We start from the raw sequence: 12,791 nt of genomic DNA on the forward strand, positions 1-12,791 counted from the left end.
GCTGGCGCTGAAGGAGACCCAAATGAACGAGCCCGAGCGTATTGACCTCTTCGTGATCGGCGGCGGCATCAACGGCGCCGGCATTGCCCGTGATGCGGCGGGCCGCGGATTGAAGGTCGTGCTCTGCGAGAAGGACGACCTTGCCGAGGGCACGTCGTCGCGCTCCGGCAAGCTGGTGCATGGCGGCCTGCGCTATCTCGAATATTACGAATTCCGGCTGGTGCGCGAGGCCTTGATCGAGCGCGAAGTGCTGCTCAATGCCGCTCCCCACATCATCTGGCCGATGCGTTTCGTGCTGCCGCATAGCCCACAGGATCGTCCGGCCTGGCTCGTGCGCCTCGGGCTTTTCCTCTACGACCATCTCGGCGGCCGCAAGAAGCTGCCGGGCACGCGCACGCTGGATCTCAAGCGCGATCCCGAGGGCACGCCGATCCTCGACCAGTACACGCGCGGCTTCGAATATTCCGACTGCTGGGTGGATGACGCCCGCCTCGTGACGCTGAACGCCATCGGCGCCGCCGAAAAGGGCGCAGTGGTGCTTACGCGCTCGCCTGCCACCTCCGCCCGCCGCGAGAACGGCGCCTGGACGGTAACGACGAAGAACAGCACGACCGGAGAAGTTAGAACCTTCCGCGCCAAATGCCTCGTCAACTGCGCCGGCCCCTGGGTCTCCGACGTCATTAACCGCGTCGCCGGCTCGAACTCGTCGCGCAATGTTCGCCTCGTCAAGGGCAGCCATATCATCGTGCCGAAATTCTGGGCGGGCGCGAATGCCTATCTCGTGCAGAACCACGACAAGCGCGTCATCTTCATCAACCCCTATGAGGGCGACAAGGCGCTGATCGGCACCACCGACATCGCCTATGAGGGCCGCGCGGAGGATGTCGCTGCCGACGAGGCGGAAATCGATTACCTGCTGAAGGCGGTGAACCGCTATTTCAAGGAGAAGCTGCGCCGGCAGGACGTGCTGCATTCCTTCTCCGGCGTGCGCCCGCTGTTCGACGACGGCAAGGGTAACCCCTCCGCCGTAACCCGCGACTATGTCTTCGATCTCGACGAGACCGGCGGCGCGCCGCTGCTCAATGTCTTCGGCGGCAAGATCACCACCTTCCGCGAGCTGGCCGAGCGCGGCATGCACCGCCTCCAACACATCTTCCCGAATATGGGCGGCGACTGGACGGAGAAAGCGCCGCTGCCGGGCGGCGACATGCCGGATGCCGACTATGAGACCTTCGCCAACAGCCTGCGCGACAACTATCCCTGGATGCCGCGCAAGCTGGTGCAGCATTACGGCCGCCTCTACGGCACTCGCACCAAAGCGATCGTCGGCAATGCCACCAGCCTCGACGGCCTCGGCCGGCATTTCGGCGGGCAACTTTATGAGGCGGAGGCCCACTATCTCGTCGCCAGCGAATGGGCGCAGCGCGCCGAAGACGTGCTCTACCGCCGCACCAAACACTACCTGCACCTGACGGAAGCCGAACGCGCGGCCTTCGCCGACTGGTTCAACGCCTCGCTTGCCGCCGCCTGAGGTTCCCATGCCGCTGACGCTTTCGCTCAACACCAATCCGCTGGTCAACCGCTTCGCCGACCCCGACGACCTCATCGAAACGGTCGCGCGCGACCTGAAGCTGCGCGACCTTCAGCTCACCCACGAATTCATCAATCCGAGCTGGAACGCCGCGACGATCCGCCGGCTGACCCGCCAGATGGACAGGGCGCTTCAGCGCACCGGCGTGCGCGTCACCTCCGGCATGACCGGTCCCTATGGCCGCCTCAACCATTTCGGCCATCCCGATGCGGATGTGCGCCGCTATTATGTCGACTGGTTCAAGACCTTCGCCGATATCATCGGCGATCTCGGCGGCACCGCCGTCGGCACGCAGTTCGCCATCTTCACCTACAAGGATTTCGACGATCCGGTCCGCCGCGAAGCACTGATCCAGATCGCCGTGGATTGCTGGGCGGAGGTTGCGGACCATGCCAAGGGTGCCGGCCTCTCCTATGTCTTCTGGGAGCCGATGAGCATCGGCCGCGAATTCGGCGAAACCATCGCCGAATGCGTGAAGCTACAGAACCGGCTGACTGCCGCCGACATGGCCATTCCCATGTGGATGATGGCCGATATCGACCATGGCGACGTGACGTCCAGCAACCCCGACGACTATGAGCCCTATGCCTGGGCGCGCGCTGTGCCGAAAATCTCGCCGATCATCCACATCAAGCAGAGCCTGATGGACAAGGGCGGCCACCGCCCTTTCACCGCCGAGTTCAATGCCAAGGGCCGCATCCAGCCGGAACCGCTGCTGAAGGCCTTTGCCGAGGGTGGTGCTGTCGACAACGAGATCTGCCTGGAACTCTCCTTCAAGGAACGTGAGCCGAACGACCGCCAGGTCATTCCGCAGATCGCCGAAAGCATCGCCTTCTGGGCGCCGCATATCGATACCGGTGCATCCGATCTCAAGCTGGGCTGACCGCACTAGGGCTGCTTGCTAAAGACTGGACCTGAAAGCGCTTTCGCTTGCACAGCAGGACAGGACATCGCCGATGACCGACAACGAAGATTCCCTCGCCATCCGCGCCGCCTGGCTGCACTACATCGGGGGCTTCACCCAATCTGCCGTCGCCAAGCGCCTCGGTATTCCCTCGGTGAAGGCGCACCGGCTGATCGCGCGCGCGGTCGCCGAAGGCGTGGTAAAGGTCAGCATCGATGGCGATATCGCCGAATGCGTCAATCTCGAAGTCGAACTCTCCAAGCGCTACGGGCTTGATTATTGCGAAGTCGCGCCCGATGTCGACGACGATGCGTTGGCGCTGACAACGCTCGGCCATGTCGGTGCGGATTTCCTGCGTCGCGAGATCGAGCGCGGCGAAGTCGCCGTCATCGGCCTCGGCCATGGGCGAACGCTCTCGGCCGCCGTGCATCATCTGCCGCGCATCAGCGCCGGCAGCACGCGCTTCGTCTCGCTGCTCGGCGGCCTCACCCGCAACTACGCGGCCAATCCCTACGATGTCATGCACCGGCTTGCGGCCAAGACCGGCACCCAGGCCTATGTAATGCCCGTGCCCTTCTTCGCCAATACGGAGGAGGACCGCGAGGTCCTGCTGTCCCAGCGCGGCGTCAGCGAGGTGTTCAATCTCGCCCGCAACGCCGATCTGAAACTCGTCGGCATCGGCACGGTCGACAACCAGGCCCATCTCGTCACATCCGGCATGCTGCAACCGAACGAGTTGGAAGAGATCCGAGCGCTCGGTGGCGTCGGTGAACTGCTCGGGCACTTCTTCGACAGCAAGGGTCGCATTCTCCAAACATCGGTGACGGCGCGCACGCTGGCGGCATCCTTCTCGGAAGAAGGCGGCGACCGGGTCGTCGCCATCGCCGGCGGCCGCTCCAAGACGGAAGCGATCCGTGCCGTACTGCACAGCCACAAGCTCCACGGGCTGATCACGGATGAGCGAACGGCGCGCACGCTGCTGCAAAGCTCCGCATAGAAAAATCACAAAATCACAATTTCAATGTTATGATCTGTCGAAAATGGTGTTATAGGACTGCGGACAGCGGGAGGACGCGGTGAAACGGGAAGAGCGCAGGCAGGAGATCATCAATCTGCTCGTCGAAAGCCGGGCTGTCGAACTCGATGATATCGCTGAGCGTTTCGGCGTCTCCAAGATGACCATCCACCGCGACCTCGACGATCTCGAACGCGCCGGCGTGCTGCGCAAGGTGCGCGGCGGCGCGACGATCGATGCCGGCACGCAGTTCGAAAGCGACTTCCGTTTCCGCGAATTGCAGGAGGCCGACGTCAAGCGCGCGCTGGCCGAGACCGCAGCAGAACTCGTCGAGCCCGGCATGACCGTGATGATCAACGACGGCTCCATGGCCTCGGTGCTCGGCGACGTGCTCGCGGACAAGAAGCCGATCACCATCATCACCAACAATGCCGCGATCATGGAGCGCGCCAAGGGCCTTTCCGGCGTGACGCTGATTTCCGTCGGCGGCGTCTATTCCGCCAAGTTCAACGCCTATTTCGGCATCGTCACGGAAGAAGCCCTGTCGCGCCTGCGCGCCGACATCGCCTTCATCTCGGCCCCTGCGGCATCGGGCCGCCTCGCCTATCACATGGACGAGGCCGTGGTGCGTACCAAGCGGGCGATGATGGCCTCCAGCCGCCAGACCTGCCTCATGATCAACAGCCGGCGCTTCGGTAATACGGCGCTGCATGTGCTCGCCGATCTCGCCGATTTCGACACCGTTATTTCAGACAAAAACCTGCCCCACGACACATCGGCCGAACTCGCCGAGGGCAAGACCGTGGTGCGCATCGCCAAGGAGACAACACCATGAGCCAAGGCCGGAACTTCTGGGTCGGCACGAGCTGGAAGATGAACAAGACGCTGGCCGAGGCGAAAGTCTTCGCCGAGGGCCTGAAAGCGGCCGACAGCGGCCGCAATCCCCGCATCCAGCGTTTCGTCATCCCGCCCTTCACCGCCGTGCGCGAGGTCAAGGCGCTGCTCGCCGACACCTCCGTCAAGGTCGGCGCGCAGAACATGCATTGGGCCGATGAGGGTGCCTGGACCGGCGAAGTCTCGCCGGTCATGCTGAAGGATTGCAACCTTGACCTCGTCGAGCTCGGCCATTCCGAACGCCGCGAACATTTCGGCGAGACGGACGAGACGGTCGGTCTAAAGACGGAAGCCGCGGTGCGTAACGGCCTCGTGCCGCTGATCTGCATCGGCGAGACGCTGGCCGATCGCGAAAGCGGCCGCGCGGACGAGGTGCTCGCCAGGGAAGTGCGCGGCGCCCTCGGCAAGCTCCAGGGCGCGCAGAAGCAGGCCGAGATCCTGCTCGCCTACGAACCCGTCTGGGCGATCGGCGAAAACGGTATTCCCGCCACCGCCGATTACGCCAATGCCCGCCATGCCGAAATCGCCAAGGTGGCCGAGGATGTGCTCGGCCGACGCATTCCCTGCCTCTATGGCGGCTCCGTGAACCCTGGGAATTGCGAAGAACTGATCGCCTGCCCCGATATCGACGGGCTCTTCATCGGTCGCTCGGCCTGGAAGGTTGAAGGCTATCTCGACATCCTGGCGCGCTGCGCCGCCACCATCTGAAAAGGAGAATGTCCATGAAACTTGCTATTGCCGGTGACAGCGCAGGCGAAGGCCTTGCCAAAATTCTTGCCGACCACCTGAAGGCCAGCCACGACGTGCACGAAATCTCGCGCACCGATGCCGGCCCGGATGCCTTCTACGCCACCCTATCCGACCGCGTCGCCTCGGCCGTCATCGCCGGCGAATACGATCGCGCGATCCTCGTCTGCGGCACCGGCATCGGCGTCTGCATCTCGGCCAACAAGGTGCCGGGCATCCGCGCCGCGCTGACGCACGACACCTATTCGGCCGAGCGCGCCGCCCTTTCCAACAATGCCCAGATCATCACTATGGGCGCCCGCGTCATCGGCTCGGAACTGGCCAAGGCCATCGCCGACGCCTATCTTGCCCAGACCTTCGACGAAAACGGCCGCTCCGCCGGCAACGTCCAGGCGATCAACGAGGTCGACACCAAGTACAACGCCGGCAAATAAGACCGGCGCCGGGCCGGCGCATCTGAATGGCTGCGCCGGTCTGAGCGATGCGAATCGCTGCCTCCCGAAGGCAACACCGAATCATTTCAGACGCGCGATTGCCCTGCATCCCCGCGGCTTCGGACAGGACGTGGCTGGCCGCAGGCCTTTCAGTCTGTCCATCCAGCGCCCCGTGGCGGCCGGCCGCTCCTGCATCAGCCGAATCCCCCTATCCTCCCAGCCGCCATAGCTGCATCATCAGGTCGATTTGTTCGCCGCCCGACGGCGGGCATGAGACGCTCTATTTCCAACAATCTAAAAAATGTTTATTTTCAATATTTTAAACTAAAACCAAGATACAGGCTCCACCCTGTCTGCGTTCCCGCACGCCCGCAAAACAGCACATTGTGGCACGGCATGCCTCGCACCAGCCAGCGCTGTAAATTAACCATTTGTTAACCATTTCACGGCTACACCGGAGCAACCGAAAATTAACCAAGATGACTGACGTGTTAACTCAACCCCGGCCGATCCGCCTCAAGGGGCGCTCCTTTCTTGCGCTCGCATTGACCCCAGAGCTGCCCGTCCAGGACTGGCTGGTGCGGCTCGACGATCTGGCCGCCCGTTCGGCCGGGTTCTTCCTGCGCCGGCCCGTCGTGCTCGACATCGACGGGCTGGATATCGACCGTCAGGAACTGCGCGATCTCGTCAGCGAGCTCTCGACCCGCAATGTGCGCGTCATGGGCATCGAGGGCGCCCGCACCTCACAGCTCGGCCCGGATATGCCGCCCGCCATGACCGACGGCCGCCCGGCTGCCGATTTCGAGGCGCCCGCGACAGACGAGAAGACCGTTTCCAAGAAGGCGAAATCTGCCGATCCGGTAGAGACCGTCGTGGTCGAACAGGTTGCCACGCCCGCGACGGTTACGCCTTCGCTCGTCGTCTCGCGGCCCGTGCGCTCGGGACAGTCGATCTTCTTCCCGGAAGGCGACGTCACCATCATCGGCTCGGTCGCCTCTGGCGCGGAAGTCGTCGCCGGCGGCTCGATCCACGTCTATGGCCCGCTGCGCGGCCGCGCCATGGCCGGCACGACGGGCAATGCATCCGCGCGCATCTTCTGCCGCAAGCTGGAAGCGGAACTGATCGCCATCGACGGTTTCTATAAGACCGCCGACGACATGGAAGAGAACCTGCGCGGCAAGCCGGCGCAGATCTGGCTCGAAGGCGAAACCATCACGGCCGCGACACTCGGCTGAACGGAATTCCCAACCACTGGAGAGGTACATGGGTAAGGTAATCGTTGTCACATCGGGCAAGGGCGGCGTCGGCAAGACGACGTCGTCGGCAGCCGTCGGCGCCGCGCTGGCGCAGAGCGGCGAAAAGGTCGTGGTCGTGGATTTCGACGTCGGCCTGCGCAATCTCGATCTCGTCATGGGCGCGGAACGCCGCGTCGTCTATGACCTCGTCAACGTCATCCAGGGCGAGGCCAAGCTCACCCAGGCGCTGATCCGCGACAAGCGCGTCGAGACGCTCTACCTGCTGCCGGCCTCCCAGACCCGCGACAAGGACAATCTCACGCCCGAAGGCGTCGAGAAGGTCATCGCGGCGCTGAAGAACGCCTTCGACTGGGTGATCTGCGACAGCCCCGCCGGCATCGAACGCGGTGCGACGCTGGCCATGCGCCATGCGGACGTCGCCATCGTCGTAACGAACCCGGAAGTCTCGTCCGTTCGCGACTCCGACCGCATCATCGGCCTGCTCGATTCCAAGACGCTGAAGGCCGAGAACGGCGAACGCGTCGAAAAGCACCTGCTGCTCACCCGCTACGACGCCGCACGCGCCGAGCGTGGCGACATGCTGAAGGTCGATGACGTGCTGGAAATCCTCTCCATTCCGCTGCTCGGCATCATTCCCGAGAGCATGGACGTGCTGCGCGCCTCCAACGTTGGCGCCCCCGTGACGCTCGCCGATACCCGCAGCGCCCCCGCGCTTGCCTATTTCGAAGCGACGCGCCGCCTGAAGGGCGAGAACCTGCCGATCACCATTCCCGGCGACAAGCGCGGATTCTTCGGCAAGATCTTCGGAAGGAAGGCGGCATGAACCTGTTCCGCTTCTTCTCCAAGGGCCAATCGGCACCGGCCGCGCGCGAGCGGCTTCAGGTGCTGCTCGCCCACGAGCGCGCCGCCACCGGCGACATCGACCTCGTCAACAAGCTGCGCGACGAAATCCTGAAGGCGATTTCCAAACATATGCAGGTCGACGACGAGAAAGTCTCGATCAAGATGGAACGCGGTCCGCAGGTTTCGACGCTCGCCGTCGACATCGAGATCCCGTTCGACGCCGGCAAGAAAGCCGCCTGATCGACCAGAGTTTCAACCGCCGCGCCCACTGGGTGCGGTGTCGGGCAACCCCGAAGAAGGACCACAACCCGGACCATCGGCCGCTTTGAAGAGGCCGGAGCCGCATTCTTAAACCACTGAAAAGGAGATTGTCATGAGCCGTTTAGCGTTGCTGGAGAGACTGAAAGTCGCCCAGAAGATGCCCAAGTACCAGGGCCGTGACATCACCACGATCAGCGCCATCCTCTCCAATCAGGCGCTGACACGGCATGTGGAAGTATGCGAGCAAGGGGCCGGAATCGTGCACCAACCTTCGGGCAACCCCATCCAGCATCAGGCTTGAAACTGAAACAACCCCGCTCCGGCGGGGTTGTCGTTTTCAGAGACCCAGATCCGCCGCCAGCGCGCGCACGTCGGCGACGTAGCGTTTCAGGCGGGCGGCATTGTCGGCGAGCTCCGGCCGAGCGGCGGCCCAGCCGATATAGGTGAGCGCGCGCAGGAGCAGGAAAAGCGGAAGATGCTCGAATTCCGACTGCGCTTGCGGCCGGATCGCGGCATAGCCTTCGAGCAGGGCCTCCCGCAACGCCGGATAGGACGGCTCGCGCCGGTTGCGCAGCAGCGCCGTCGCCAAATCGAACAGACGGAAGCCGAAGCCGCAATCGTCGAAATCGATGAAAGCAACCGCATTTTTGCGCACGAAAATGTTTTCGCGCACGATATCGGCGTGGATCAGGCCGTAGTCGAGACCAAGGGCGATGGCTGCGAGGCGCGCGATCAGCGTTTCGCGCAGAGCCGTCAGGTAGGCCTGGTCCTCGGCCGGCAGCACCGCGCAATCCCAGAACCGGCCCCAGAACGGCGCCTCGCCGAGCAGACCGTCGGCATCCCAGGCCGGGCGCTCGAAACCCACCGGCTGGCGAAAGGCATCGGCCGCACCATGCAGCAGCGCGAGTTCCCGGCCGATGGCGCGGAAGATCGCCTGAAGGTCGCGGCCTTCCTGCGTAAGCGGAACACCGGTTTCGCCCAGCGGTTCACCATCGATCCACCCGATGAGATCGGCATGGTAAGGCCCATCGCCAAAGGCGACGAGAAGGGCACCGTTTGCAGCCGGGATCGGCTGCGGCACGGCGAGGCCCCGGTCGCGCAGGTTCGCCATGAAGGCGAGTTCCGAGGCAAGGGCGGCCTGGGAATGATAGGCCGGGCGATGCAGGCGAAGGGCGGCCGGATCGCCCCAGGCGAGCTTCACCTTGAAGACCGCGTTTTCGCGGTACTTGATCAGCTCGGGCACCTGTTCCGGCAGGTCCCAATGGGCAAGGGCTGCAATGGCCCGCTGTGTCAGCATCTCCTCCATGCCGCCCATCGGCTCAGAGCCCGCCCAGGACATCGTCGAGCGTCGACAGCATCAGGTCGGCATTGTCCTTCGAGAACGGCATGGGCGGGCGGATCTTCGTGGCATTCTGGTGAATGCCGAGCTTGCCCATCAGCACGCCGCGCTCGCGCATGCCGTTGATCACCCGGGTGGCGATATCGGCGGCCGGAGTCTTCTCCGCCCGGTCGAGCACCAGTTCGGCGCCGAAGAACAGGCCGGAGCCGCGGACATTGCCGATCAGCGCATGCTTCTCCGCAAGCTTTTGCAGGCCCTGCCGCGCATAGGCGCCAACCTCAAGCGCATTCGCCTGAAGTTTCTCGTCTTCCAGCACATCGAGAACAGCCATGGCCGCCGCGCAGGAGACAGGGTTGCCGCCGAAGGTGTTGAAGTAGCGAAACGCCTTGCGGAAGGCGTTCAGCGTCTCGGAATTCGCAACGACGCCGCCGACTGGATGGCCATTGGCCATCGGCTTGCCGAGGGTGACGACGTCGGGGACGATGCCCGCCTTCTGGTGGCCCCACATATGAGTGCCGGTGCGGCCGAAACCGGGCTGCACCTCGTCGCAGATCACCAAGCCGCCGGCCTTGCGCACCGCCGCCACGGCGGGTGCCAGGAAGTTTTCCGGCAGGTCGGGAAAGCCCTCATTGGCAAAGAAGGGATCGATGATCAGCGCGGAAAAGCCGAAGGGGCTTTCCTGCAGGGAGGCGATCGCCTCCTCCACCTTCGCCGCCCAGGCCGTTGCGAACCCCGCGCCATCCTCGCCGCCCAGCGGGCGATAGGCATCGGGGGCCGGTACGTGGCGGACATGGCCGCCATAGCCGCCGACCGGCGGCATGCGGGTGGAAAGCTGCGACACCGCCGTCGTGTTGCCGTGATAGGTGAAGTCGGTGGCGATCACGCCCGTCTTGCCGGTCACGGCCTGCGCCATGCGCAGCGCCACGTCGTTCGCCTCGCTGCCGGTGCAGGTAAGGATCGCGGTATCGAGGCTCTTGTCGAAGGTCGCGGTCAGGCGCTCGACATAGTCGAGAATGCCCTCGTGCAGGTAGCGGGTATGGGTGTTGAGCGTCGAGGCCTGCCGGCAGATCGCCTCCACCACGCGCGGATGGCAATGGCCGACATGCGGCACGTTGTTGTAGCAGTCGAGATACTTCTGCCCGTCCGCATCCCACAGCCAGACACCCTCGCCCTTCACCAGATGGACCGGGTCCTCGTAGAAGAGCGACATGTTGCGGCCGAGCAGTTTTTCGCGCCGGGCGCGCAGTGCCTCCTCTCCCGCCATCCTACTTGCCTTCCGCGGCACTGAGGCCTTCGTCGAGCGCCGAGACGATCTTTTGAACGTCGGCGGCGGTGATGATGAGCGGCGGCGAGATGATGACGTTGGAACCCGAGGTGCGGACCATGACGCCGGCCTCGTAGGCGGTGTCATAGACCTTCTGCACCACGTCCTTGGCGGCCGCGCTCTTCTTGGCGCGGTCGGATACGAGCTCCAGCGCCGCCATCAGACCCATGCCTCTGATATCGCCGACCAGTTCGTGCTTCGCCTTCAGGCCTTCGAGGCCGGCCATCAGCTCGACGCCGCGGGCGGCGGCATTGGCGGCCGTGTTGGCCTTGGCGGTTTCCTTCAGCGTCGCAAGCGCGGCGGCGGCACCGACCGGATGGCCGGAATAGGTGTAGCCGTGGCCGATGGCGCCGAAACTGTCCTTGTTGCTTTCGAAGGCCATCGCGACCTTGTCGGAGATCATCACGGCGCCGAAGGGGAAATAGCCGTTGGTGATGGCCTTGGCGGTCGTCATCATGTCTGGCTTGACGCCCCAGCCGCGCGAGCCGGTCCAGGCGCCGGTGCGGCCGAAGGCGGTGATGACCTCGTCGGCGATCAGCAGGATGCCGTGCTTGTCGCAGATGGCGCGCATCAGCGGCATGAAGGTCTCATGCGGCACGATCACGCCGCCGGCGCCCAGCACCGGTTCCATGATGAAGGCGGCTATGGTATCGGCCCCCTGGAAGGCCACCTCGTCCTCGAACTGGCGGGCGATCGCCTGCGCGATCTCGGCCGGATCGGTCGTGTTGAAGGGATTGCGGTAGGGGAAGGGTGCGGCGAGATGGAAGACGCCGGGCAGCAGCGGCTCGTAGTTGCGACGGAAGTTCGCATTGCCGTTGACCGAGGCGCCACCGAAATGCGTGCCGTGATAGCCCTTCTTCAGCGCCACGAATTTCGTGCGCTCCGGCTGGCCGTTGATCTTGTGATACTGGCGAGCGAGCCTGAGCGCCGTCTCCACCGAATCCGAACCGCCCGAGGTGAAGAAGGAGCGCGTCAGTCCGTCTTCCTTGAAAAATTCGGCAAGCTCATAGGACAGCTCGATCAGCGGCGAATTAGTCGTGCCACGGAAGGTGGAATAGTAGGGCAGCGCGTCGAGCTGGTCGCGGATCGCCTGCTTCACGGGCTCGCAGGAATAACCGAGATTGACGTTCCACAGGCCGCCGACGGCATCGAGCACCGTCTTGCCGTGGATATCCACTACCTCGACGCCCGCGCCGCCATTGATGATGCGCGGTGGCTTGGCCTGCATTTCGGCCGGATGGGCCATCGGGTGCCAGAGATGGCGGGCATTGTTTTCGATCAGGAAGTTGGAATCGCGCATGGGGATATCCTTTCAGAGTCCAAGCATTTTCAGCGCTTGCGCATAGGATTGCGCGGGCTGGAGCACGTCGAAATGCACATAGGGTAGGTTCACGGCAGCCGCGCCCTCGATATTCTTCAACTGGTCATCGACGAACACGCAGTCGGCGCGGTCGATGCCGACCTCGGCGATCACCTGTTCATAGGCGCGCGGATCGGGCTTCAATATCTTGGTATAGGTGGCATCGACGATGACGTCGAAAAGCTCGATCAGCGGGAAGCGCTTGCGGAACTCTACGCCGTAGAAGAGATCGAGTTCGTTGGAGAGGATGGCGAGCTTGAGGCCGGCTTCCTTCGCCTTCAGGATCGCGTCGCGCGCTTCCGGGCGCAGCACCAGCTCGGCATCCGCGCCGCGGGCGCGCTGCACGAAGGTCTTCATATCCGTCCAGTCTTCGCCGAGCATCGCGCCCACTTCGCGGGTGCGGGTCATCCAGTAGTCGCGCTCGGTAATCTCCCGCGCCTGCATGGACACCCAGAGCGGGTCGGTCGAAGGATCGAACGGACCACGCCAGGTCAAAGTGCCTGCCGGCAGGCCCAGCGCACGTTCGGTGATGTCATGCGTCTCGAACAGCGTGCGGGTGACGACCCCGCCGAAATCGAGGATCAATGCCTTGCTCATGCGATGCGCCCTTTTACGACGATGCCCTCGGCGACCCAGCGGTCGAAGACCTCCAAAGCCTTCGCGGCGAAGTCGGGAGCGTTGATATGTGCATCGACCTCCTCGAAAGCGACGGCGGCCGGCATGGCTTTGCGCATCTCGTCGAGGAAGGCATCGAGGGCGGCCGGCTCGTGCAGCGGCTCACCCTCCTGATCCCATTCCTGAATGCCCTGCGTCGGCAGGAGGA

The 12,791-nt window shown here is 64.0% G+C and carries 14 protein-coding genes and 1 pseudogene; 10 read left to right on the forward strand and 5 right to left on the reverse strand.

Annotation, left to right across the window (positions count from 1 at the left end):
* Positions 1-22: 22 nt before the first annotated feature.
* The 10 genes from ACOZK4_RS15080 to ACOZK4_RS15125 all read left to right on the forward strand — a co-directional run bounded on the left by ACOZK4_RS15080 (position 23) and on the right by ACOZK4_RS15125 (position 8,246).
* Positions 23-1,531 (forward strand): glycerol-3-phosphate dehydrogenase, encoded by a 1,509-nt coding sequence (locus ACOZK4_RS15080; RefSeq protein WP_421592588.1) that lies wholly within the window; start codon positions 23-25, stop codon positions 1,529-1,531.
* Positions 1,532-1,538: 7 nt separating this feature from the next.
* Positions 1,539-2,474: a sugar phosphate isomerase/epimerase family protein gene (locus ACOZK4_RS15085; RefSeq protein WP_421592589.1), complete on the forward strand. Its 936-nt coding sequence runs from the start codon at positions 1,539-1,541 to the stop codon at positions 2,472-2,474.
* A gap of 73 nt (positions 2,475-2,547) precedes the next feature.
* Entirely contained in the window at positions 2,548-3,492 is a 945-nt protein-coding gene (locus tag ACOZK4_RS15090; RefSeq protein ID WP_421592590.1) for a sugar-binding transcriptional regulator, read from the forward strand.
* 79 nt (positions 3,493-3,571) lie between these two features.
* The gene (locus tag ACOZK4_RS15095) at positions 3,572-4,345 is read left to right on the forward strand and encodes a DeoR/GlpR family DNA-binding transcription regulator (protein ID WP_421592591.1); all 774 of its coding nucleotides are present in this window, start codon (positions 3,572-3,574) and stop codon (positions 4,343-4,345) included.
* Complete coding sequence (locus tag ACOZK4_RS15100; protein ID WP_421592592.1) at positions 4,342-5,112, forward strand: triose-phosphate isomerase; 771 nt, start codon at positions 4,342-4,344, stop codon at positions 5,110-5,112. Before ACOZK4_RS15095 ends, ACOZK4_RS15100 begins: the two co-directional genes overlap by 4 nt.
* A 14-nt stretch (positions 5,113-5,126) precedes the next feature.
* Positions 5,127-5,585 carry an RpiB/LacA/LacB family sugar-phosphate isomerase gene (locus ACOZK4_RS15105; protein WP_313532034.1) on the forward strand — a complete coding sequence of 153 codons (459 nt, stop codon included), beginning with the start codon at positions 5,127-5,129 and terminating at the stop codon, positions 5,583-5,585.
* Positions 5,586-6,064: 479 nt separating this feature from the next.
* Entirely contained in the window at positions 6,065-6,820 is a 756-nt protein-coding gene (gene minC / locus ACOZK4_RS15110; protein WP_421592593.1) for a septum site-determining protein MinC, read from the forward strand.
* 28 nt (positions 6,821-6,848) lie between these two features.
* Entirely contained in the window at positions 6,849-7,664 is an 816-nt protein-coding gene (gene minD / locus ACOZK4_RS15115; RefSeq protein WP_421592594.1) for a septum site-determining protein MinD, read from the forward strand.
* Entirely contained in the window at positions 7,661-7,924 is a 264-nt protein-coding gene (gene minE, locus ACOZK4_RS15120; RefSeq protein ID WP_313532028.1) for a cell division topological specificity factor MinE, read from the forward strand. Before minD ends, minE begins: the two co-directional genes overlap by 4 nt.
* A gap of 133 nt (positions 7,925-8,057) precedes the next feature.
* A complete protein-coding gene (locus ACOZK4_RS15125; protein WP_313532026.1) occupies positions 8,058-8,246 on the forward strand; it encodes a hypothetical protein in 189 nt (62 codons plus the stop codon).
* 36 nt (positions 8,247-8,282) lie between these two features.
* Here the strand turns inward: ACOZK4_RS15125 and ACOZK4_RS15130 are convergent, their stop codons facing one another.
* From ACOZK4_RS15130 to ACOZK4_RS15150, 5 genes and pseudogenes are all read right to left on the reverse strand, one after another.
* Positions 8,283-9,284: a phosphotransferase enzyme family protein gene (locus ACOZK4_RS15130; RefSeq protein WP_421592595.1), complete on the reverse strand. Its 1,002-nt coding sequence runs from the start codon at positions 9,282-9,284 to the stop codon at positions 8,283-8,285.
* On the reverse strand, positions 9,265-10,548 hold the full coding sequence (locus tag ACOZK4_RS15135) for an aspartate aminotransferase family protein (RefSeq protein ID WP_421592596.1): 1,284 nt from the start codon (positions 10,546-10,548) through the stop codon (positions 9,265-9,267). The genes ACOZK4_RS15130 and ACOZK4_RS15135 overlap by 20 nt, the downstream gene beginning before the upstream one ends.
* Before the next feature lies 1 nt (position 10,549).
* Positions 10,550-11,908: an aspartate aminotransferase family protein gene (locus tag ACOZK4_RS15140; protein ID WP_421592597.1), complete on the reverse strand. Its 1,359-nt coding sequence runs from the start codon at positions 11,906-11,908 to the stop codon at positions 10,550-10,552.
* Positions 11,909-11,920: 12 nt separating this feature from the next.
* Positions 11,921-12,565, reverse strand: a complete 645-nt coding sequence (locus tag ACOZK4_RS15145; protein ID WP_421592598.1) for an HAD-IA family hydrolase — start codon at positions 12,563-12,565, stop codon at positions 11,921-11,923.
* A pseudogene (locus ACOZK4_RS15150) lies at positions 12,562-12,791 on the reverse strand (UPF0261 family protein); the annotation flags it as partial. The pseudogene ACOZK4_RS15150 and the gene ACOZK4_RS15145, both read right to left, overlap by 4 nt.

Origin of the sequence: Shinella sp. M27 (assembly GCF_049199905.1) — a bacterium.
Classification (GTDB): Bacteria; Pseudomonadota; Alphaproteobacteria; order Rhizobiales; family Rhizobiaceae; genus Shinella.

Coding starts and splice junctions, on each gene's coding strand:
- ACOZK4_RS15080 (WP_421592588.1), top strand. CDS start 23: ATGAACGAGCCCGAGCGTATTGACCTCTTCGTGATCGGCGGCGGCATC.
- ACOZK4_RS15145 (WP_421592598.1), bottom strand. CDS start 12,565: ATGAGCAAGGCATTGATCCTCGATTTCGGCGGGGTCGTCACCCGCACG.
- minD (WP_421592594.1), top strand. CDS start 6,849: ATGGGTAAGGTAATCGTTGTCACATCGGGCAAGGGCGGCGTCGGCAAG.
- ACOZK4_RS15105 (WP_313532034.1), top strand. CDS start 5,127: ATGAAACTTGCTATTGCCGGTGACAGCGCAGGCGAAGGCCTTGCCAAA.
- minE (WP_313532028.1), top strand. CDS start 7,661: ATGAACCTGTTCCGCTTCTTCTCCAAGGGCCAATCGGCACCGGCCGCG.
- ACOZK4_RS15135 (WP_421592596.1), bottom strand. CDS start 10,548: ATGGCGGGAGAGGAGGCACTGCGCGCCCGGCGCGAAAAACTGCTCGGC.
- ACOZK4_RS15100 (WP_421592592.1), top strand. CDS start 4,342: ATGAGCCAAGGCCGGAACTTCTGGGTCGGCACGAGCTGGAAGATGAAC.
- ACOZK4_RS15130 (WP_421592595.1), bottom strand. CDS start 9,284: ATGTCCTGGGCGGGCTCTGAGCCGATGGGCGGCATGGAGGAGATGCTG.
- ACOZK4_RS15085 (WP_421592589.1), top strand. CDS start 1,539: ATGCCGCTGACGCTTTCGCTCAACACCAATCCGCTGGTCAACCGCTTC.
- ACOZK4_RS15090 (WP_421592590.1), top strand. CDS start 2,548: ATGACCGACAACGAAGATTCCCTCGCCATCCGCGCCGCCTGGCTGCAC.
- ACOZK4_RS15125 (WP_313532026.1), top strand. CDS start 8,058: ATGAGCCGTTTAGCGTTGCTGGAGAGACTGAAAGTCGCCCAGAAGATG.
- ACOZK4_RS15140 (WP_421592597.1), bottom strand. CDS start 11,908: ATGCGCGATTCCAACTTCCTGATCGAAAACAATGCCCGCCATCTCTGG.
- minC (WP_421592593.1), top strand. CDS start 6,065: ATGACTGACGTGTTAACTCAACCCCGGCCGATCCGCCTCAAGGGGCGC.